17 protein-coding genes are annotated in these 19,531 nt (G+C 70.9%); 6 read left to right on the forward strand and 11 right to left on the reverse strand.

Annotated features, from left to right (window positions below):
- On the reverse strand, positions 1–1,027 hold a 1,027-nt coding region (locus Afe05nite_RS18425; protein WP_498371343.1), incomplete at its 3' end, for a WXG100-like domain-containing protein.
- Positions 1,024–1,320 carry a hypothetical protein gene (locus Afe05nite_RS18430; RefSeq protein WP_203818364.1) on the reverse strand — a complete coding sequence of 99 codons (297 nt, stop codon included), beginning with the start codon at positions 1,318–1,320 and terminating at the stop codon, positions 1,024–1,026. The genes Afe05nite_RS18425 and Afe05nite_RS18430, both read right to left, overlap by 4 nt.
- A 240-nt stretch (positions 1,321–1,560) precedes the next feature.
- Here Afe05nite_RS18430 and Afe05nite_RS18435 point away from each other — a divergent pair, with 240 nt between their 5' ends.
- Complete coding sequence (locus Afe05nite_RS18435; RefSeq protein ID WP_203818365.1) at positions 1,561–2,718, forward strand: SUKH-3 domain-containing protein; 1,158 nt, start codon at positions 1,561–1,563, stop codon at positions 2,716–2,718.
- 3 nt (positions 2,719–2,721) lie between these two features.
- Here the strand turns inward: Afe05nite_RS18435 and Afe05nite_RS18440 are convergent, their stop codons facing one another.
- From Afe05nite_RS18440 to Afe05nite_RS18450, 3 genes are read right to left on the reverse strand one after another with little or no spacing between them, the layout of a single operon-like run.
- Positions 2,722–3,132, reverse strand: a complete 411-nt coding sequence (locus tag Afe05nite_RS18440) for a TFIIB-type zinc ribbon-containing protein (protein ID WP_203818366.1) — start codon at positions 3,130–3,132, stop codon at positions 2,722–2,724.
- Positions 3,133–3,155: 23 nt separating this feature from the next.
- Positions 3,156–4,364 carry a glycosyltransferase 87 family protein gene (locus Afe05nite_RS18445; protein ID WP_203818367.1) on the reverse strand — a complete coding sequence of 403 codons (1,209 nt, stop codon included), beginning with the start codon at positions 4,362–4,364 and terminating at the stop codon, positions 3,156–3,158.
- A 27-nt stretch (positions 4,365–4,391) separates the two neighbouring features.
- The gene (locus tag Afe05nite_RS18450; protein ID WP_239117945.1) at positions 4,392–6,908 is read right to left on the reverse strand and encodes a putative bifunctional diguanylate cyclase/phosphodiesterase; all 2,517 of its coding nucleotides are present in this window, start codon (positions 6,906–6,908) and stop codon (positions 4,392–4,394) included.
- A 504-nt stretch (positions 6,909–7,412) separates the two neighbouring features.
- Here Afe05nite_RS18450 and moaC point away from each other — a divergent pair.
- Genes moaC through Afe05nite_RS18470 form a run of 4 tightly spaced genes read left to right on the forward strand, consistent with a single transcriptional unit; the run spans position 7,413 to position 10,023 of the window.
- Positions 7,413–7,916 carry a cyclic pyranopterin monophosphate synthase MoaC gene (gene moaC, locus Afe05nite_RS18455; protein ID WP_203818369.1) on the forward strand — a complete coding sequence of 168 codons (504 nt, stop codon included), beginning with the start codon at positions 7,413–7,415 and terminating at the stop codon, positions 7,914–7,916.
- Positions 7,877–8,374: a MogA/MoaB family molybdenum cofactor biosynthesis protein gene (locus tag Afe05nite_RS18460; RefSeq protein WP_203818370.1), complete on the forward strand. Its 498-nt coding sequence runs from the start codon at positions 7,877–7,879 to the stop codon at positions 8,372–8,374. Before moaC ends, Afe05nite_RS18460 begins: the two co-directional genes overlap by 40 nt.
- A 9-nt stretch (positions 8,375–8,383) precedes the next feature.
- Positions 8,384–9,601 carry a molybdopterin molybdotransferase MoeA gene (locus tag Afe05nite_RS18465; protein WP_203818371.1) on the forward strand — a complete coding sequence of 406 codons (1,218 nt, stop codon included), beginning with the start codon at positions 8,384–8,386 and terminating at the stop codon, positions 9,599–9,601.
- Positions 9,598–10,023, forward strand: coding sequence for a molybdenum cofactor biosynthesis protein MoaE (locus tag Afe05nite_RS18470; protein ID WP_203818372.1), 426 nt, complete (start codon positions 9,598–9,600; stop codon positions 10,021–10,023). Before Afe05nite_RS18465 ends, Afe05nite_RS18470 begins: the two co-directional genes overlap by 4 nt.
- Here Afe05nite_RS18470 and Afe05nite_RS18475 read toward each other — a convergent pair.
- From Afe05nite_RS18475 to Afe05nite_RS18490, 4 genes are all read right to left on the reverse strand, one after another.
- The gene (locus Afe05nite_RS18475; RefSeq protein WP_203818373.1) at positions 10,010–11,302 is read right to left on the reverse strand and encodes a glycosyltransferase 87 family protein; all 1,293 of its coding nucleotides are present in this window, start codon (positions 11,300–11,302) and stop codon (positions 10,010–10,012) included. The genes Afe05nite_RS18470 and Afe05nite_RS18475 overlap by 14 nt on opposite strands.
- Before the next feature lie 90 nt (positions 11,303–11,392).
- Positions 11,393–11,938, reverse strand: a complete 546-nt coding sequence (locus tag Afe05nite_RS18480) for a DoxX family membrane protein (RefSeq protein ID WP_203818374.1) — start codon at positions 11,936–11,938, stop codon at positions 11,393–11,395.
- Between the two features lie 28 nt (positions 11,939–11,966).
- Positions 11,967–13,172, reverse strand: coding sequence for an ATP-binding protein (locus Afe05nite_RS18485; protein ID WP_203818375.1), 1,206 nt, complete (start codon positions 13,170–13,172; stop codon positions 11,967–11,969).
- Between the two features lie 116 nt (positions 13,173–13,288).
- On the reverse strand, positions 13,289–13,936 hold the full coding sequence (locus Afe05nite_RS18490) for an LppU/SCO3897 family protein (RefSeq protein ID WP_203818376.1): 648 nt from the start codon (positions 13,934–13,936) through the stop codon (positions 13,289–13,291).
- A 135-nt stretch (positions 13,937–14,071) separates the two neighbouring features.
- Here Afe05nite_RS18490 and Afe05nite_RS18495 point away from each other — a divergent pair, with 135 nt between their 5' ends.
- Positions 14,072–14,761, forward strand: a complete 690-nt coding sequence (locus tag Afe05nite_RS18495) for a prepilin peptidase (RefSeq protein WP_239117948.1) — start codon at positions 14,072–14,074, stop codon at positions 14,759–14,761.
- Here the strand turns inward: Afe05nite_RS18495 and Afe05nite_RS18500 are convergent.
- Both Afe05nite_RS18500 and Afe05nite_RS18505 read right to left on the reverse strand, forming a co-directional pair.
- Entirely contained in the window at positions 14,747–17,914 is a 3,168-nt protein-coding gene (locus Afe05nite_RS18500; RefSeq protein WP_203818377.1) for a UvrD-helicase domain-containing protein, read from the reverse strand. The two genes, Afe05nite_RS18495 and Afe05nite_RS18500, sit on opposite strands and share 15 nt — an antisense overlap.
- A gap of 73 nt (positions 17,915–17,987) precedes the next feature.
- On the reverse strand, positions 17,988–19,190 hold the full coding sequence (locus Afe05nite_RS18505) for a metallophosphoesterase (RefSeq protein WP_239117950.1): 1,203 nt from the start codon (positions 19,188–19,190) through the stop codon (positions 17,988–17,990).
- Positions 19,191–19,531 lie beyond the last annotated feature (341 nt).

Raw genomic sequence — 19,531 nt, forward strand, 5'->3', positions numbered from 1 at the left:
CCGGGGAGGCGGGAAGGTTGCTCCGCTCGGCCGGGGAGGCGGGACGGCTGCCCCGCTCGGCCGGGGAGGCGGGACGGCTGCCCCGCTCGGCCGCGGAGGCGGCGGCGCGGCGCTGATCGACGGAGCCAGCCCCGCGGCTGGGGTCAGCTGGGATGGCGGCGGGGCGCTGGCCAGGCGGGGCGGCAGCGGGGCGCTGGCCAGACGGGGTAGTGGCAGCGGGGCGCTGGCCAGGCGGGGTGGTGGCAGCGGGGCGCTGGCCAGGCTGGACGGCGGCGGCGCGCCGGCCAGGCTGGGTGGTGGCGGTGGCAGCGGCGGGGCGCTGGCCAGGCTGAATGGCGGCGGCGATGGCGGCTGCGGCGGCGATGTCGGTTGGGGGGAAGAGGCGGTGGGTGTCGGCCTCGGAGCTTGCGGACGCCCTGGCCGGCGGCCGGCTTCGAGCGTCGCCCTCGACTGGCTGGGTGGCAGCCGAGGGCTGGGTGGCAGCGAAGGGCTGGGTGGCAGCCAAGGGCGGGGTGGCAGCCAACTGGGCGGCCAGCCGGTCGAAGATCTGCTGGGTCCGCAGCCGGGTGGCCTCGATCAGAACGCCGGCCGCGGGCGAGGACGCGCCGAGTGCCCGCAAGCTGAGCAGGTCGGTCAGGAACACGGCCAGCTCGATCCAGGCCTGCAACTTGGCGGCTTCCAGGTCGCGGCCGCACTCCTCGACCAGGGCACCCAACTCGCCGGCGATCTCGATCAGGGAGTTGAGCGGCGCGTCGGAGTTACCGGCCAGACGCTGCCAGGCCTCCTGGAAGTCGGCGTTGTCGGAGCCGCTCATGATCTGGGCGGCGGCGGCGAACGCGGCCTCGTGCGGCGCGTCGAGTGCGGACGCCACCGCGTACCACCGGTCGGCGACCTGCCGGGTGGCGGCCTCGTCGCCGGTCGGCCAGTCGTCGCCGATCACCCGTTTCAGTGGCTCGCGCGCCCAGCGCGGCACGTCGAGCGGGCAGTGGTCGGCCGGGTGCGGGATGGGCTCGGGCAGCGGCGTCACGGCCGCTCCCGGCGGGCGGCCACGTCGGCGTCCAGATTGTCCTGTGCGGTGCGGGCGGCGGCCTCGCCAAGGCTCTGCACGTACGCCGCGAGTTGTTCCCATGCGGTCAGCACCTGGGTTTCGACAGGTCGGTAGCGCTGCTCGAAAGCCCGCCCCGCCCGGTCGGCGCCCCAGGGCGACGCGGCCACCCCGACGTCGTCACGTTGCGCGCCGAACTCGCGCCCGGCAGCGCTGAGTAGCCGCGCGCCCTGCCACGCGGCGTCGTATTCGATCTCGATGTCGTCGTCGTTCATCGCGATTCAGCCCTGTCAGCTTCCCGATAGATGCGCCGAGAGGCGGCCGCGTGCCCGGGTCGAGAACCGTCCGCCGAAGGTCCACTTCGGATCCCAACGGATGGCGAAACCCCTGGTGAACGCGGTGGTTCACGGCCTCGACCGGGGTAGTTGCCGCCCATCGAACGTCGTGACTCTACCGGTCGTTCGTCACGTTGCGAGGTCCGGTAACTTCATTCCGCACAAGGAGGGACATTTACAGTGATCACTCGGAGTGAGGCCGAGAACATCGCCGCGCGCTGGGCGCGAGGCGAGGCCGAACAGCGGGGGTACGGGTGTGAGCCCGCGCTCGCCGAGTTCGATCTCGGCTGGGTGATCTGGACCCGACCGGCCCCCGATGTGCTCCCGCGGCCCGGTGACGGGGCCCGCACGGTGATCGACCGCGAGACCGGAGCACTGTCGACCTGGCCCCCGATCCCGTCCGAGGAGATCGCCGAGCTCTACCGCGAACATCGTCCACGGCCGTCCGCGACCGTCGACCCCTGGGCCACGCTGCGCCGGGTGTCGCGTCGTCGCCCGAGTCCGGCCACCGCCGCCGAGTTGATCGTGGCGGGCCGGCCGTTCCGGGCCCAGGGTGCCAAGGGCGATCAGGAGATCAACCACCACCCGCTGGTGGCGGCTCGGCTGTCAGGAATGCCGGCGACGGCCCGGGTGCGCGGCGCCGAGCGGCACGCCGAGCTGGTCGTGGTCTCCGACGCGCTGCGCGAGGTCGGCCGGTCGGGATTGGCCGGCGGCCGGCTCACCGCTTTTCTCGTACGCGATCAGGGTGATCCCGACGCCGGTATTTCCGCGCGTCCGTGTGAGACGTGCCTGGCCGTGCTGGTCGACCTCGGTGTGCTTCCGCCGGCGGAGCTGGCGTTCACCGCTGAGTGGCAGCACGGCTTCGACGGCCCGAGCGGCGATCGTTTCCCGCCCGAGGTGTCGCGGGTGCTGGCAGGCGGCGGCTGGCTGGGTGTGGAGCTGCCACTGAGCGCCCGGCTCGAGGAGGCCGAGGAGGTGAGCGGCATGGCGGCGTTCCCGGCCGCGATGCGGGCTCTGGCCGAGTTCGGCGGGGTGCGCTGCGGCCGCCGTGGCCCGGGCCGCCGGCGAGCGATCCGCATGTTGACCTTCGACCCGATGCCGGCGGCCCGGCAGCACCGGGCGCTCGCCGAGTTCGCCGAGGTGATCGACACCCCGGTCTTCCCGCTGGCGGTCGAGGGCGGGGACGCTCTCGTGGTGCTCGACGAGCGGGGCCGGGTCTTCGTGCTCGACCAGGCCGGCGACTGGTTCGTCGGCGCGACCGTGGACGAGGCCGTCACCGGTCTGCTCACCGGTGACGGCCCAGCCGAACGATTGCGCGACGACGGGACGTGGCCCTGACGATCAGTCGAACATGTCGTGCAGGAAGCCCTTGCGACGTCCGTGGCGGTAGTGACCGTGGTGGCGGTAGTGACCGTGATGCCCGTAGGCCGGGGCGGCGGCCGGGTAACCGTGCGCGACCGGCTGGCCGTAACCGGGCTGCGGAGCACCGTAACCGGGGGGCGGCGGCGCGTAACCACCGTGGGTGGGCGGCGGCGGGGGCGGCGGGGCGTAGGAACCGGGCGGCGGACCGGCCGGCGTCGCGGCGCGGGGCGGGGCCTGCCGACTGTTGAAGTTCGCCTCGGCGTCGAAGAGTTTTTCGAGCTCACCGCGGTCGAGGAAGATGCCGCGGCACTCGGTGCATTGATCCACCGTGACGCCGCTGCGTTCGTAGACTCGCATCTCGCCGTGACACTTCGGACAGGTCATCTGCATCTCACTGACGGTACAAGGCTGTGTCACCTTCCGGGCGACGTCCGGCTGTGTGGTTCCTGTGTGTGCAGCGTGGCGGGATGGATCAGCGCGGGCGCCCAGACCAGAAACGCCACCGGGTAGAGCAGATAGCCGAACCGGGTGGTCGGCATCAGCAGGATCGCGGCGAACAGGCCCCACCCGCAGATCAGCGCGGCGGCCGTGGCGGTGTGCGGAGGACGCCGCAGCAGGCGGTAGCCGATCGCCAGGGCCACCGCCGCGAGCAGGGCGGCGGCGATGATCCGGCCCGCCGGCAGGTGCTGCGCGATCAGGTAGCCGGGGAACGGCGACTGGGCGGGACTGGTCACCACGCCGTGGCCGAGCGGGAAACGCAGCACGTTCTCCACGAACGCGTCCGCGTCGACCAGGAACGGTGGGATCAGTGCCAGGACCGGCAGCCCGATCGCGCCGGGCAGCAACGACCGCCACCGCCTGTTGACGACCGCGAGCACGATCAGGACCGCCACGATCGGGAAGGCGAACAGTTTGGCGGCCGCGGCGGCGCCGACGGCCACTCCCGCCCAGCCGTAGCGGTCGGCCGCGGCCAGGGTGAGGGCCAGCAGGCAGAGCGCCATCACCGGGATGTCGTCACCGCCGGTGGCGAGGGTCAGGGCGCAGATCGGGAAGACGGTCGCGGCCTGGAGGGCGCGCGGCGCCGACCCGACGCATCGGGCGGCGAGCACCAGGGCCGCCACCGTCACGGCGGCGAACCAGACCCGCGCGTCGGTCCACCAGAAGTCGCCGAAGACGGCCCGCGGAAGACCGAAGATCGACATCCCCGGCTGGTACGGGCTGTACGCCATCAGCCGCTCGTCGGCGGGCAGCGCCGCGATCGCCTCCCGGCCCAGATAGGGCGTGCCGTCGTGGAGCAGGCGTTCACCCATCCGCTCGACGACCAGCACTTCCTCCTGCGCCCGGTCGGTGCGCCCGCCTGCCCGCTGCACCGCCTCGACAACCAGGGGCAGCAACGCCACGGCCGCCCAGGTGAGCCAGACCAGCAGGGTGCGGCGCGCGAAGAAGACGGCGACGGCTGCGGCGGCGTACCCCCACACGGCGATCGCACCCCACGCCCGGTGCGGCAGCAGGGTCGAGGTGAGCGCCGTGACCAAGGCGAAGGCGGCCGACAACGCGTACAGCAGAACGTCGGCCACGCGGCCGCCACCCGCCCGGTCGATGCGCGTGAGCAGGTTGATCACGCCGGTCAGTGTGTCAGAGCCGGCCGGTCAGCCGGCCGAGCGGCCGCCGCCGGAGGAACGCCGGCGCCGTGGCATGCGCACCACCGCACCCGCGTCGTGCATGGCCGCGGCGAGTGCGCCGGGCCGGCCGCCGGAGCCGCGCTGGAGGGTGGCGAGCATCCGCGCCGAGGCCATCGGGCGGGCGAAGAGGTGGCCCTGTCCGGCCACGCAGCCGAGCTCCCACAGGGCAAGGCGCTGGGGCTCGCTCTCCACCCCCTCGGCGATCACCGTGAGGTGCAGGCTGCGGGCGAGGTCGACGGTGGAACGGATCACCGCGGCCGCCTCGGAGGAGGTCTCCACCGAGGTGACGAAGACCCGGTCGATCTTGAGCTGGTTGACCGGGATGTGGGAGAGCACCGACAGCGGGGAGACACCGGTGCCGAAGTCGTCCAGGGCGAGCCGCACGCCGGCCTCGCGCAGCTCGTCGAGGGCGCGGCCGACGGTGTCGAGCTGGCTGATCGTCAGGGTCTCGGCGAGTTCCAGGACGAGTCGCTCGGGGGCCACGTCGTGGCGGGCGAGCCGGGTCAGCACGGTGGCCGGGAAGCGCGGGTCGAGCAGGCTGCGCGGCGACACGTTGACCGCGACCGGCAGGTCGAAGCCGGCCTCCCGCCACCCACCCGAGGCGGCGAGGGCCTGGTCGAGCACGGCGTCGGCGAACGCCGGAAGCTGGCCGGAGCGTTCCACCGTCTCGAGGAACTGCATGGGCGTCAGATAGCCGTACTCGGGGTGCTGCCAGCGGGCCAGGGCCTCAGCCGCGATCACCTCGCCGCTGCCGAGGTCGACGATCGGCTGGAAGTCGACCACGAACTCATGCTTGGCGACCGCCCGCTGCAGTTCGCCGCCGAGCATGAGGCGCTCGACGTCGGCGGTGTCCTGGGCGTGGGCGTACGTCGCGGTCTGCTGCCCGGCGCGTTTCGCCTGGTACATCGCCACGTCGGCGCGCCGCATCAGCTCGTTGATGCCGCCGCTGCCGGGCGCGAGCGCGATGCCGCCGGCCGCCTCGACGGTGATCTGCATGCCCTCGACCTCGAGGGTGGTCTCCAGCGCGCTGAGCATCTGCTCGGCGCGGTGCGTCGCCAGCGCCGGGGTGAGCAGGTTGACCAGCAGCACCGCGAACTCGTCGCCGCCGAGCCGGGCCACCAGGTCGCCGGGGGCGGCGGCGTCGTCGAGCCGGCGGGCCACTTCGCGCAGCACGGCGTCACCGGCCGCGTGCCCGAGCGTGTCGTTCACCTCTTTGAAGTGGTTGAGGTCGATCAGCAGCAGCGCGACGACACCGTCCTCGGTGCGGCCGGCGAAGTATTCGTCGGCCCGCTCGTACAGCTCGCGGCGGTTGGCCAGGCCGGTCAGCGGGTCGTGCGCGGCGTCGTAAGCGTTCTGTTCGCTGATCCGTCGCAGTTCCGCATAGGCGGCGGCGTTGCGAATGGCGGTGCACAGCGCCGACGCGAATGTCTTCAGCTTGTACTGCTCGAACTCGGTGAGCTTGATCTTGCCGTCGAAATCGAGCACGAGCACGCCCGCGTGATAGCTGCGGTCCCGGGTCTCCAACTCGGTGGTGATCGACGATTCGCCGTCGAACTTGCGCGGCCCCGGCCCGTCGTAGGAGACGCCGTCGAGGCCGGCCCGCACCACCCGGTCCACACCGGACGCGGTCAGGTCGATCTCCACCTCGCCCGCCGAGAAGAGCTTCGTGCCCTGCGCCGCCGCGATGTGCAGCACCTGGTTGAGGTCGACCGAGCTGAGCTCGTCGGTGGTGTCGGCGAGTTGCCGCCAGGAGTCGCGTTCCTGATGGGTGCGCAGTCGGCGGAGCCGCCACAGGTGGGCGCAGCCGACGAGCACCGGCACGAACGCGAGCAGGAAGAGACTGGTGCCGCTGACCAGCACCTCGATGATGTAGATGACGGTGGCGAGGGTGGCGAGCCGGACGAAGACGCGACCGCCGAGGTCATTGCGGAAGACCTTGCCGATGGTCGAGCGGGAGGCGACCGCGATGACGGGGTGGAACACAAGGTCGTCAACGAGCCAGAGGACCAGGTAGGCGACGGTGACCGCGAGGACCGACGCGTTCGGGTGGTCGACGCCGGGCCGGGTGCCGAGCACGAGGAAAGTGGCCCCGGTCGCGCTGATGACCAGAACTTCCTTGGCGATCGCGAAGATCGACTTGAGCGGGTCGGCGCGGTTGATGATGCGGACGGTGGCCATGCCGGCGATGACGCAGAGCACCACCCACGGCATGGGGACGAGCACGAGGCCCACCATGATGGGCACGTCGCCCCAGGTGCTGCCGTTGTGGCTGGAGCGGATCCGGATCTCGATCTTGAATCGGTACGAGATCACCGAGAACGCGTAGATCAGGATCAACGCCGGCGGATTGGGTATGGCGGTTCGTGTGGTTACCGCATGCAGGACATCGAGCGCCGCCACGCCGATCGCCAGCACGACGACGAGACCGATTAGCAGCTGGAGCTGCCGATCGGTCGCGTCGTCGTTGGAGCTTCGTTTTTGCAACGGTGCCGTCCTGTCGCCGAGCGCAGCGGGATCGTTCCCGGTCTCAAGCGTATTCATGCGCGCCAGTTCGCGCACTGCCTCAGTCCCAGTTGTTGATTCGCATTGTCTACTCCTCGCGGTTTTGAGGCTCACCGATTGGAAGGCCTCGAGGATCTTTCCGTTTGTCGCGACGGGAGAGACGTTATGCATGATTGGAGCCATTGGGAACCGTTTTATGTCGGTATGCGCAGAAAGCGAGAATCGTCCGGACTCCAGTTACAGGGCGTCTCCGGAACCAAACTCTCCGCTACTTTGAAATCGTCCGAGGCTAGGACTCCTTGCGTAGCACTCCGTACAGTTTCGATAACCCTCCGGATTGGTTAATCGATTGTGTTATCCGCTGGTCAGCGGGGAGCCCTGAGCAGGGCTTAGATCATGAACATTTGTAGTACATGAACGAATTGTGGTTCTCGTTCGACCAATAACCTAACCGGAGTTTCGAGGAACCTTCTATAAACTCCCGGTATGCCCGAGGAATCCTTGCTCACGCACGTCGACCATACGGGCGCGGCCCGCATGGTTGACGTTTCAGAGAAGTCGATCACTGCCCGTCGCGCGGTCGCCGCCGGTCGCGTCGTGACCACCGCGGAAGTGATTGCGTTGCTGCGCGGAGAGGGCATGCCCAAGGGCGATGCGCTGGCTGTCGCCCGCCTCGCCGGAATCATGGGAGCCAAGCGCACGCCCGACCTCATTCCGCTCTGCCATCCGATCGGGTTGCACGGCGTCAAGGTCGACCTGACGGTCACCGACACGGCCGTCGAGATCATCGCGACCACCAGGACCGCCGACCGCACCGGTGTCGAGATGGAAGCGCTCACCGCGGTGGCGGTGGCCGGCCTGGCGATGATCGACATGATCAAGGCGGTGGACCCGGCCGCGAGTGTCGAAGGCGTCCGGGTGCTACGCAAGGAAGGCGGCAAGACCGGCGAGTGGGTCCGTCCCGGGGAGGCGCTGTGCGGGCCCGCGTGATCGTCGCGAGCAACCGCGCGGCCGCCGGCGTCTATGCCGACACGAGCGGGCCCCGCCTGGTGGCCGGCCTGCGGGAGCTCGGCTGCGAGGTCGACGAGGACCCGGTGGTGGTGCCGGACGGCGACCCGGTCGCCGAGGCGTTGCGGACGGCCGTGGCCGACCGCGTCGACGTCGTGCTGACCAGCGGTGGCACCGGTGTCACCCCGACCGACCGCACCCCCGAGGCCACCCGTGGCCTGCTCGATTTCGAGATCCCGGGGATCGCCGAGGCCATCCGCGCGTACAGCCGGGACCGGGTGCCGGCGGCCGCGTTGTCCCGAGGTCTGGCCGGCGTGGCCGGTCGCACCCTGATCGTCAACCTGCCCGGTTCGACCGGCGGGGCGAAGGACGGCCTGGCGGTTCTCGGGCCCCTGTTGAAACACACGGTCGATCAGATCAACGGCGGCGACCACGGATAGGCTTCAGGCGTGACAGCAGACTGGCAAGAGGCCCGGGCGCTGGCCTACACGGCCGGTCGCGAAGCCGCCGGCCCGACCGAGGTGGTCTCGCTGCCCGACGCCGACGGCCGCACCCTCGCCGAGCCGTTGCGCGCGCTCACCGACCTGCCCGCGTTCCCCACGTCGAGCATCGACGGCTGGGCGGTGCGCGGCCCGCAGCCGTGGCAACCGGTCGGCCGGGTACTCGCGGGTGGCGTGGCGGCCCCGCTGGAGCGGGACGGCACCTGCGTCGAGATCGCCACCGGTGCGATGGTGCCGGCCGGTGCCGAGATGCTGGTGCGCGTCGAGGAGTCCACTCGGGACGCGGCCGGCCTGGTCTCCGGTCAGCCCCGCCCCCGCCCGGTGCCCGAGTGGCGGCTGCCGGGCGAGGAGGCGCACAAGGACGAGGAGCTGATGCCGGCCGGCACGGCTGTCGACCCGGCAGTGATCGGGGTGGCCGCCACCTGCGGCTACGAGGTGCTGAGTGTGCGTTCGCAACCCCGGGCCGGTCTGCTCGTCTTCGGCGACGAGCTGCTCACCGCCGGCCCGCCCGGCGCCGGCCGGGTGCGCGACTCGCTCGGCCCGCAGGTTCCGGGCTGGCTGCGCCGCAGCGGCGCGGTCGTCGCTCCCGAGTCGGTGTCCGGCCCGGTCCAGGACACGCTGGCGGCCCACCTCACCGCGCTGCGCGGCGCTCTCGAGACCAACGATCTGGTCTGCACCACCGGCGGCACCATGCACGGCCCGGTCGACCACCTGCACCCGGCGCTCGCCGAGCTCGGCGCCGAATACCTGGTGAACACCGTCGCGGTCCGCCCCGGCTTCCCGATGCTGCTGGCCCGTGTCCCGGGTAAGGACGGGCGTCCGCGCTTCCTGGCCGGCCTGCCCGGCAACCCGCAGTCCGCGATCATCGCGCTGATCACGCTCGTCGCGCCGCTGCTGGCCGGGCTGCAGGGCCGCCCGGCGCCGGCGTTGGCGCAGGTCGAGGCGGCCACCGACGTGCCCGGCCGAGGTGACTTCACCCATCTCGTGCTGGCTCGTCTCGACCAGGGCGCACGCTCCGCCACGCCGGTCGGCCACTCCGGCTCGGCGATGCTGCGCGGGCTGTCCAACGCGCAGGGTTTCCTGGTCATCCGCCCGGGGATGCGGGCAACCGCCGGCGACCTCGTCCCGTTCCTGCACCTTCCCCTGATCGCGGGAGAACGACCGTGACCGGAGTCGTCACCATCGCCGAGGTGCGGGACACGCCGCTCGACCTGGCCGCGCACGAGAAAGCGGTGACCGAGGCCCGGGTCGGTGCCGTCGTCACGTTCCAGGGCGTGGTGCGCGACCACGACGGCGGGCGCGGCGTGACGCGGCTCGAATACGAGGGCCATCCCAGCGCGGCCGCGATCCTCCGGGAAGTGGCGACCGAGATCGCCGCCGACCCCGACGTCTACGCGATCGCGGTCTCGCATCGGGTCGGCCGCTTGGCGATCGGCGACGTCGCACTGGTGGTCGCGGTCAGCACGGCCCATCGCAAGGCGGCGTTCGCGGCGTGCGCACGGGCCGTCGACGAGGTGAAGGACCGCCTGCCGATCTGGAAGCGACAGGTCTTCACCGACGGCACCGAGGAATGGGTCAACTGCCCCTAGGTCCGGGAATGGCGGGGGCGCGGCGGGCCGTCGGCTGCGGGTGCCGCCGGGTCGGCACGGCCGGGGCCACGCCGGGACGCCACGGCACGGCGTTGAGCAGCAAGATCAAGGCGATGAGGTACGCGTTCCAGCCTGCCGTCCACCGTGGACCCACCACGAAGAGCGCGTAGACGACGACTCCCGAGATCGCGAACCGTGCACCGGGGAACCACTCGGGGCGGAACCGCCGTACCGTCACCCGTCGCCGGGCCGCCGCGTCCACCAGGATCAAGATCGCCGGCAGCACCCACACCAGCTCGTGGATGCGGCTTATCGGCCCGACCGCCGCCGAGGTCAGCCCGACGACGGTGAACGCCGCGATCTCGTCGCCGTCGGTGTGCGCCGAGCGGGCCCGGATCATGCCGACCGCCACCAGGAGCCCGGCGAACGACAGCCAGATCAGCACCGGTACGCCGGCCGAGTCGTAGAGGCGGGCCAGCATGCCGGCCAGCGACTGGTTGTCGAGCGCGTCGAGCGGCCCGGCCCGGTCGAGTTTCGGCAGCACCGACCGGAACCAGGTGGCGATCGCCCCGGGCGCGATCAACACCGCCGCGGCGAACATCGACGCGCTGGTGGCGGTGGCCGTCACCGCCGCCCGCCACTGCCGGCTCACCGCCAAGTAGACGACGAACAGCAGCGGGCTGATCGTGAGGGCGGTCGCCACCCCGACCCCGACCCCCGCCCATGCCCCGGTCGCCCAGGACCGGCGCAGGAGGTCCGACCAGCCGCGAAGACGTCCGGGCCGGGATGCCGGCGGGCCCGGCCACCACGCCGCCCGGCTGCGCGCCCAGGCCGACCTGCGCAGGGCCACCACGTCCGCCGCGGTCAGGCCGAACACGATGAGGTCCAGGGAGCCGAGGCCGAGCGTCGCGCGTACCGGCTCGGTCAGCAGGGCCAGCACCACGGCGGTCGCCACGGCCGGGCCACGCGCCCGGCCGTAGCGGCGCGCGACCGGGCCGACCAGCGCGATCAGGGCCAGCACCAGGGCGCCCACCCCGGCCAGGGCGAGCAGCCAGCCCACCACCGGCAGCGGCAGCACCGCGACCGGTGTCAACAGGAGCGCGGCCGGCGGGGTCAGGACGGTGCCGACCCGGCCGGGGTAGAGCGCCTCCCCGCTCAGCCAGTCGTGCACGGCCGAGCGGTCGACGGCGGCGGTGCTCAGCCCGTACCGCTGGAATTGACAGGCAAACAGCAAGCCGGCGGCGAAGCACCCCAGCGTGATCAGAACGGCCCTACGCATGCCGCGACCCCCGTCGCTCTCGTCCCTGGCAGGCACGCGAGCTTGAAAGCGGCCCCTCGAGGCTTTAACGCGGAGATCGCGACAAGGTTGTCATCCGGGCAGCCGGCGGGCCGCCGCGGCGGAGATCGCGGCGATCTTGGCCTCCCGCTTGGCCGTCTTGACCGCGCGCTTCACCTCGCGCTTCGACCGGGAAGCGGCGTGGCTGGTGCGGTAGGCCAGGCCCGGGCGCCCCTCGGTGTCGACCGCGGCGAGCAGCAGACCACCGAGCAGCGAGATGTTCTTGAGGAAGTGGATCTCCTGAGCGGCGCGCTCGGGCTTGTCGTAGCTCCAGAACGAGTGTCCGGCGATCGTGGTCGGCACCAGACCGGCCGCGAGCACGGCGGCGGCCGGCCGGGTCAGTCGTCCGGTGGCCAGCGCCAGGCCCGCCACCACGTCGGAGGCGGCCTTGATCCGCACGAGGGTGCGGGCGTCGCTCGGGATGCGCGGATCGATCTTTTCCAGCAGAGGCGTCACCTTGTCGGTGACGCCGCGGGCCAACTCGACCCGTTTCTCGCCTGGATTCATCAGGACACGGACCCCGCTGACCACGAAGACCGAGGCGAGCAGGGCACGGGCGGCGGTGCGTACCGGCTTCATGATTCTGGTTATACCCCTTGTCGGGGCCTTAGACCGGCTGGGTGCGCAGGTATCGGCCGAAGTGCGGCACGGTGAAGGCCACCGTGCCCCGTTCGCCCGAATAGATGAGGCCCTTTTTGATCAGGGCGTCCCGGGCCGGCGAGAGGCTGGCCGGCTTGCGGCCGAGCGCGGTGGCGATCTCCGCGGTCGGCACGGCGGCGTCCATGTCGTTGTCCGGCTCGCCGGAGAGGACCGCCATGGCCCGCATGTATTCCCGCTCGGCCGGGGTGGCCCGCTCGAAGCGGGAGCCGAAGAAGCCCACCGCCAGCTCGGTCTCGGCTTCGGGGGCGGCCACCCGCACGTCGGCGTCGGTCACCGGGGACTGCGGCGCGTGATCCCAGGTGGCCTTGCCGTAGGCCTGCACGAAATAGGGATAACCACCGGACTTCTCGTAGAGCAGGTCGAGGGCCTTGGCCTCGTATTCCACTCCCTCGCGGGCGGCCGGAGCGCACAGCGCCAGGTCGGCGGCGACCCGGTCGAGACGGTCGATCCGCTGGTAGCGGAAGAGGCGCTCGGAGTAGGACTTGGCCGCGGACAGGACCGCGGGAAGGTGTGGCAGGCCCGCACCGACCACGATCAACGGTGCTCCGAGCTGCGATAACTCGTGGCAGGCGGCGCACAGCGCGGACACGTCGGCCGGACCCAGGTCCTGCATCTCGTCGATGAACAGGGCGATGCCGGTGCCCACGTCGGTGGCGAGCGAGGCGGCGTCGGTGAACAGCTCGACCAGGTCGATCTCGATGTCGCCGGAGTCGGCCCGGCCCCGTGCCGGCGGCACGTCGATGCCGGGCGCCCACCGGTCGCGGATCTTGCCGTTGGGGTCGTTGGCCCGCAGCGCGAACGCCTTGAGCACGCCCAGCACCTCGTCGACCCGATCGGGGTTGCGATGGTGCGGCGCCAGCTCGCGGATGGCCATGTGCAGGGCGGCCGAGACCGGGCGGCGCAGCGACTGGTCGGGCCGGGCCTCGATCTTGCCGGTGCCCCAGAGACGACCGATCGCCGCCGAGCGCAGGGTGTTGAGCAGGACCGTCTTGCCGACCCCGCGCAGGCCGGTCAGGACCAGGCTGCGCTCGGGGCGGCCACGGGCGACGCGCTCGAGGACGACGTCGAACGCGTCGAGCTCACGGCCACGACCGGCCAGCTCGGGCGGTCGCTGACCGGCGCCGGGCGCGTAGGGATTCCGCACCGGATCCACGGATAGCACCGTATCGGGTCATCTAGCTAAAACGCTAGACATGACGATAGAAAGCTCTCGTGGTGGATCTACTGCTATCTAGCGTCGTTCCTAGAACGAGCTAGAGTGGCCTAGGGTCAGGACTTCTGCTCCTTCAGGCAGAGCACGAAGTCCAGGTCGTCAAGGTCGCTGTCGTAGAAATACCACTTCGTGTAGCCGGACACCTTGGCGCACTTGCCCTCGGCGTCCTTCTCCCCCGTGGTCTTGCCGTTGATCCGCTCCAACACCTTGTAGGTGCCGGAGACGCAGGCCGTCGACTTCATCTCCGGGACATCGTCGGTGCCCTCGTTGACGACGCAGTCGTTCTTCTTCACGTTGAAGCGGGCGTCCTCGCTGCCCTTCGGGGCGGGGCCGGGCACAGCGGCGGCGTTGGACGGCGAGGCGCTCGCCGTCGGCTTGTCGTTACGGGTCTTCAGCAGCCATGCCGTCGTGCCCAGACCGACGCAGATGAGCAGGCCCAGCGTCACCACCAGGGCGATGATCGGGGTGTTCCGTCTGGACCGGGACGGCGGCGAGGTCTGCTCCCACACCGGCGGGGCGGCATCGGACGGCATCGCGTACTGATAGGACGACGAAACCGGCTGCTGCGGGATCGACGGCGGATGCCCGCCCCACGACTGGTCGGGTGCGTTCTGCTCCCCCCACGGGTCGGCGGGCTCCGCATACGGCTCGTCTGAGCTCCCGTGCGACCACGGCGGGCCGGAGTGCGGGCCGTTCTGCGACATGGGGTTTCCTCCGGATGCGGTCCAGCGCTGCCTGCCACCGTAGCGTGCGAGGGCAGCCCGAACCCGCACGGAATCGCCGCTGGTGTCGGCAACACGACGGCCGCCGCGTACCCGCTACCGATACGGTCCACTGTCGTGTCATCACCCCTAGTGATCTTGGCGGTCGTGTTCGGTGCGGCCTCCGCGGCCTTCCTGCCGCGCCTCGCCCACCGGCTCGCCGTCGGCTTCGCCGATCCGCCTCGCGCCGGCTGTGCGGACTGCTTGCGGCCGTTCGGAGCAGGCTTGCCCAGTTGGGTACGGGTGGGGGCGGCGTGTTCCTGCTCCGACGCGTACGGGCGGCCGGTGATCGCCGGCGGGATGGTGGCCGGGGTTCTGGCAGCCACCCTCGGACCGGTCCCGGAACTGCCGGCCTACCTGCTCGCGGCCGTTCCCGGGCTGCTGCTCGCGATGATCGACCTACGCTGCCTGCGACTGCCGGATCCGCTGGTCGGGGCGCTGGCGGTGACGGCGGCGGGGCCGTTGGCGGTGCTTCGCCCGGGGCAGATCGGCGTCTCGCTGGTGGCGGCGGTCGCGGTGCTCATCGCGTACACAATCTTGTTCTTGCTCGGTGGTCTCGGGCTCGGTGACGTGAAGCTGGCCGCCGTGCTCGCCCTGATCCTGGGGTTCGCCGGCGCGCCGGCGCTGATCGTCGGTCTGCTCGCGCCGCATCTGATCGGTGGATCGGCCGCGCTGTTCCGCCTGGTCAGCGGTCGTCGCGGACCCTTCGCCTTCGGGCCGGCGCTGCTGCTCGGCGCGCTGGCCGGACTGGCGTTACAGCAGTCTTAGCTGGCGATCCTTCGGCCGGGCCGGGACCGTGTCGCCGAGGCGCTCGAAAAGTCCGGAATCGATCGCGTCGAGGAACGGCGTGGGGCTCTGCTCGCGTTCGCTGCCGTGCCGGAACCGTCGCGCCGAATGGCTCACGTAGAGGCGGTCCTGCGCGCGGGTCAGGCCGACGAAGAACAGCCGGCGCTCCTCGGCGATCTCGTCGTCGCTCGACCGGCTGCCCGGCCAGCGCAGCGGCAGCAGGCCGTCCTCGCAGCCGACCAGGAAGACCACCGGGAACTCGAGGCCCTTGGCCGCGTGCAGGGTCAGCATGTTCACCGCTTCCGCCCGCGGATCCAGCGCGTCCACCTCGGCGCCCGTCTCGATCGCCTGGAGCAGCGCCGGCAGGTCGTCGCCGGTGCGGTGAGCCAGCGGCATGAGCAGGTCCGCAGCCGTCCAGATGTCCTCGGGGGACAGCTGCTCGGAGTCGAGCGTGGGGGCCGCGAAGCGCTGGGCCAGCACCTGCGCGGTCAGCTTGACCCGGGCCGCGAGCGAACCGCTGAGGCCGCGCGCGTGCCGCAGTTCACGGGCGATGACCTGCACACCGGCGCGGTCGCGGAGCCGGTTGTGCGAGCGCTTCTGCACCGGCACACCGGCCCGGGACAGGGCCTCCATGATCGGACCGGACTGCGCGTCGGTGCGATAGAGCACCGCGATGTCCGAGAAGGACAGCGCGCCCATAGCGGTCGCCCGCGAGTCGACCCGACCCGAGTCGAGAGACCGGTGCGAGAGGCCGCCGACCAGCTCGTCGACGGTGCGGACCACGAAGTCGGCCTCGTCGGCCACGCTCCCGGCCGAATAGCGGCCCACCAGGGGGGCCTCCGGGTCGAGCCGGGCCGGGTCGAGCCGCCGGCCGCTGACCAGCGAACTCGGTGTGATCGCCTGCACGGCGGCGGCCAGGATCGGGGCGCTCGACCGGTAGTTACGGGTCAGGCGCACCAGCCGGGCGTCGACGAAATCCTCGTTGAAGCGCAGGAAGTACTTCACGTCGGCGCCGCGGAACGAGTAGATCGCCTGGTCCGGGTCGCCGATCGCGCACAGGTTGCCGTCCGCCGGGCTGAGCAGGCGCAGCAGCTCGTACTGGACGTCGTCGACGTCCTGGTACTCGTCCACGAAGATCCACTGCCACTGCTTGCGGTATTTCTCGACCAGGGCCGGCTCTTCGCGCAGGATCTGGACCGGCAGCTCGATCAGGTCGTCCAGGTCGACGAGGTCCTGCTGGCGGAGCAGCTTCTGATAACTGAGATCGTCGTCGCCGGCCTGGTCGCGGGCCTCGGCCACCTCGTGGTCGTCGGCGATGCGCCAGTTGGCGCCCAGGCCGGCCGCCTTGGCGTTGTCCTTGAGGATCGACAGGCCGATCGAGTGGAACGTGCCGACCGTGATGTCCTCGGCGACGTCACCGAGCAGGGTGTCGAGGCGTTCCTTGAGCTCGGCCGCGGCCCGGCGGGTGAAGGTGATGGCAAGGCAGCGGTGCGCGAAGACGCCCAGCTCAGCGCACAGGTAGGCGATGCGGTGGGTCAGGGTGCGGGTCTTGCCGGTGCCCGGCCCGGCCACGATCAGGAGAGGACCGCCGGGCGCGCTCGCCGCCACCCGCTGCATGGCGTCGAGGCGATCGAGCAGGCCGGTGCCGACCTCCTCCATGCCGGCGAGCATCGGCTCGAACGGCTCGTGCGGGCTGACCGGCGCGGGAAGGGGTGGCGGCTTCTGTTCCGCCGCGTTCTTGGCCTCTTTGGCGGCTTTGCTGGGCTTGGCGGATCTCTCCGGCTTGCGTTGCTGAGGCACGTCGAAGGCCGGAATGTCGAACAGGGTCTCGACCTGCGGCGCCGTCGTCTTGTTGCGCAGCTCGCCGGGCTCGAACAGGGTGATCACGCCGTACTCCCCGTCATAGCCGGGGATGCGCCGCACCGTTCCTCTGCGCAGGCGGGTGATCGCCTCGCGGAGGTCGTCGCCGCCGGCCTGCCCGATCTCGTCGAGCGGCACCTTGCGGAGGATGTCCAGCTCCGCGCCGAGCGTCGCGACCAGGTGGTTGAGCTGCGCCTCGACCGTCTTCGACTTCGGGCCGACGCCGTTGATCTCGCCCAGGACCTCGTGCAACTGGATCAGATGCTCGACGTGCTGACCTTCGCGGACGAATTGTTCCGGCCGGTCGGCAAGATCCTCGACCCGGCTCAGCACGCCCACCGTCAGCGGCTTGCCGCACTCGGGACAGCGGCCGCCGGCGTCCCGGGTGCGCTGCGGCTCCCAGTTCACGCCACACGCCCGGTGGCCGTCCGCGTGGTATTTGCCCTCTTCCGGGAAGAACTCCAGCGTCCCGGCGAGGTTCCGGCCGTCCCGGACCGCGGCGTAGTCCGGCTCGCCGGTGAACAGCGTCGCCTCCCGGGCCAGCGCCGCCGGCGAATGGGCGTCCGAGTTCGAGACCAGGCGGTAGCGGTCCAGACTGGACACTCGCCAGTTCATCGCGGGGTCGGAGGACAGGCCGGTCTCCACCGCCGTGACATGGTCGGCCAGATCGGCGTAGCAGTCGGCGATCGCGTCGAACCCGGATTTCGAGCCCAGGGCCGAGAACCACGGCGTCCAGATGTGCGCCGGGATCAGATAGCCGCCCGCGTCGAGGGTGATTTCCAGCAGGTCACGCGAGTCCAGGCCGAGGATGGGGCGGCCGTCCGCGGTGAGGTTGCCGATCCGGCCGAGTGCCGTGTTGAACTTCGTCGCCGCGGCGAAGTCCGGCATGTAGATCAGGTGGTGGACTTTGCGGGTGCGGTCGTCCCGCTTGTAGATCGTCGAGATCTCGACGCTGAGCATGAACTTCGCGGCCCTGGTGGCCTGCAGCGACCCCGGCAGCCGTCGGGTGACCTCGGTCGCCTCGTCGGCCTTGAGGCTGAACAGGCCGTTGGCGTCGTCGACCAGGCTTTCCCGCAGGTGGTCGAACCAGGCCGGGTGCGTGAAGTCGCCGGTGCCGAGCAGCGCGATGCCCTTGCGGCGCGCCCACCAGGCCAGGTTGGGCAGCGTCAGATCGCGGGAGCAGGCACGCGAGAACCGGGAGTGGATGTGCAGGTCCGCGACGTATGTGTCCGCGGCGTCCGAGGACCCTGCGTTGTCCGAGGGCACGCGCTGCATCCTGTCACGCCCTCCGGTGCCGTTACCAATCGCCACGCGCTGACAAACTTACGGATCTTGATACCTGGTTTCGCTACCTCGTCCGGAGTTCGACAACCGTGACCTGTGGTGGCGCCCCGACCCGAACCGGTGGGCCCCAGAAGCCGGCACCGTTGGTCACGTAGACCGGCACACCGTCGACGTCGCCGAACCCGGACGTCACCGGCTGCTGCAGGCCGACCAGCAGATTGAAGGGTGCCATCTGCCCGCCATGGGTGTGCCCGGAAACTTGGAGATCGACCCCGAACGGGGCGGCCTGGTGAGCGGCCACCGGCTGGTGCGCCATCAGCACGACCGGCCGAGCGGTGTCCCGGTCGCCGAGCGCCTTGGCGAAGTCCGGCCCGTCACCGTGCGCGGCACCCCCGAGGTCGTTGACGCCCGCCAGGTCGAGCCCGTTGATCTCGACCCGTTCGTTGCGGAGCGACCGCACGCCCAGCCGGGTCAACTCCTCCAGCCAGGGTTCATAGCCCGAGTAGTACTCGTGATTGCCCGTCACGAAGAACGCCCCGTGCCGCGACTTGATGTCGGCCAGTGGCGCCGCGAACCGCCCGAGCTCCGCAACCGTGCCGTCGACCAGGTCGCCGACGACACAGACGACGTCCGCATCCACTGAATTGATCAGGTCGACGATGCGCCCCGCATGCCGGGTTCCGGTGAGCGGCCCGAGGTGGATGTCGGACACCACGGCAAGGCGCGTCCCGTCCATGCTCCGCGGAAGTTTTGCCAGCGGCATGGTGAACCGATCGAGAGTCGGCCCGCCAAGCGCCGTCTTCATCCCATATCCGGTGATCCCGGCCGCGGTAAGTCCGGCAAAGATTGCCGCCCCGCGAGCCAGCACAAGCCGCCGCTCTACCCCGTTCGCGTTCTCCGTTGCGGGTGTCTCGCTTTGCGTAGTGACACCGTCACTTTGAGCTTCATTCTGTGCAATTCCCGCTGTGCGCGAACGGCTCTTCCAGAACAGCAATACGCCCGCGCGCGGGATCTCGAGCGGAATAAGCACGACGAGCAGATAGAACATCAGTGCCAGCCACAGGTACCCCGGCCATGCCAGCCACGGAGCGTAACCAGTCCGAGTCCCAATGAGGGTCGCCGGAACCAGCGCCGCAAGCCCCACCGCAACGAACGCGCCGACCCGCCGAGCCCGAGGAGATCGAACTGGATCTTTCAGCAGCCGCTTCCAGAGATAAAAGTGAATGAGCACAACGACAAGAAAGACCAACACCACAAAAACCAGCAAAACAACTCCTCAGCCCACCACCCGGTCCCCAAGTCTCCCCGTAGACCAGAACTCCCCACCGCCCGACTCGGCCGGCACACCCTGAGCAGCCTGCCAGGCCCACAGTCGTCCCCACCCCACACACCCCAAACCGCCCACTCCCACCCGCCATCGTTGTCCCAGGCCACCGTGCCCGCGGCGGCCGTGGCCCCGGCCGCTGTGTGCCCAGCGATCGTGTTCCCCAGCCGTGCCGCCGGCCCTGCACCCCAGCTCCGCCCCCGGTCCTGCGTCGCGGCCGTGCCCCCGGTCCTGCGCCCCAGCCGTGCTCCCGGTCCTGCCAGCCGTGCCCACCCCGTCGTGCG

The sequence above is a fragment of the Paractinoplanes ferrugineus genome, from assembly GCF_016862195.1.
GTDB classification, from domain to species: domain Bacteria; phylum Actinomycetota; class Actinomycetes; order Mycobacteriales; family Micromonosporaceae; genus Actinoplanes; species Actinoplanes ferrugineus.

Excerpts from the sequence above, each read along its gene's own strand:
- Afe05nite_RS18430 (WP_203818364.1), bottom strand. The coding sequence starts at position 1,320 with ATGAACGACGACGACATCGAGATCGAATACGACGCCGCGTGGCAGGGC.
- Afe05nite_RS18440 (WP_203818366.1), bottom strand. The coding sequence starts at position 3,132 with ATGCAGATGACCTGTCCGAAGTGTCACGGCGAGATGCGAGTCTACGAA.
- moaC (WP_203818369.1), top strand. The coding sequence starts at position 7,413 with ATGCCCGAGGAATCCTTGCTCACGCACGTCGACCATACGGGCGCGGCC.
- Afe05nite_RS18475 (WP_203818373.1), bottom strand. The coding sequence starts at position 11,302 with ATGCGTAGGGCCGTTCTGATCACGCTGGGGTGCTTCGCCGCCGGCTTG.
- Afe05nite_RS18480 (WP_203818374.1), bottom strand. The coding sequence starts at position 11,938 with ATGAAGCCGGTACGCACCGCCGCCCGTGCCCTGCTCGCCTCGGTCTTC.
- Afe05nite_RS18490 (WP_203818376.1), bottom strand. The coding sequence starts at position 13,936 with ATGTCGCAGAACGGCCCGCACTCCGGCCCGCCGTGGTCGCACGGGAGC.
- Afe05nite_RS18500 (WP_203818377.1), bottom strand. The coding sequence starts at position 17,914 with ATGCAGCGCGTGCCCTCGGACAACGCAGGGTCCTCGGACGCCGCGGAC.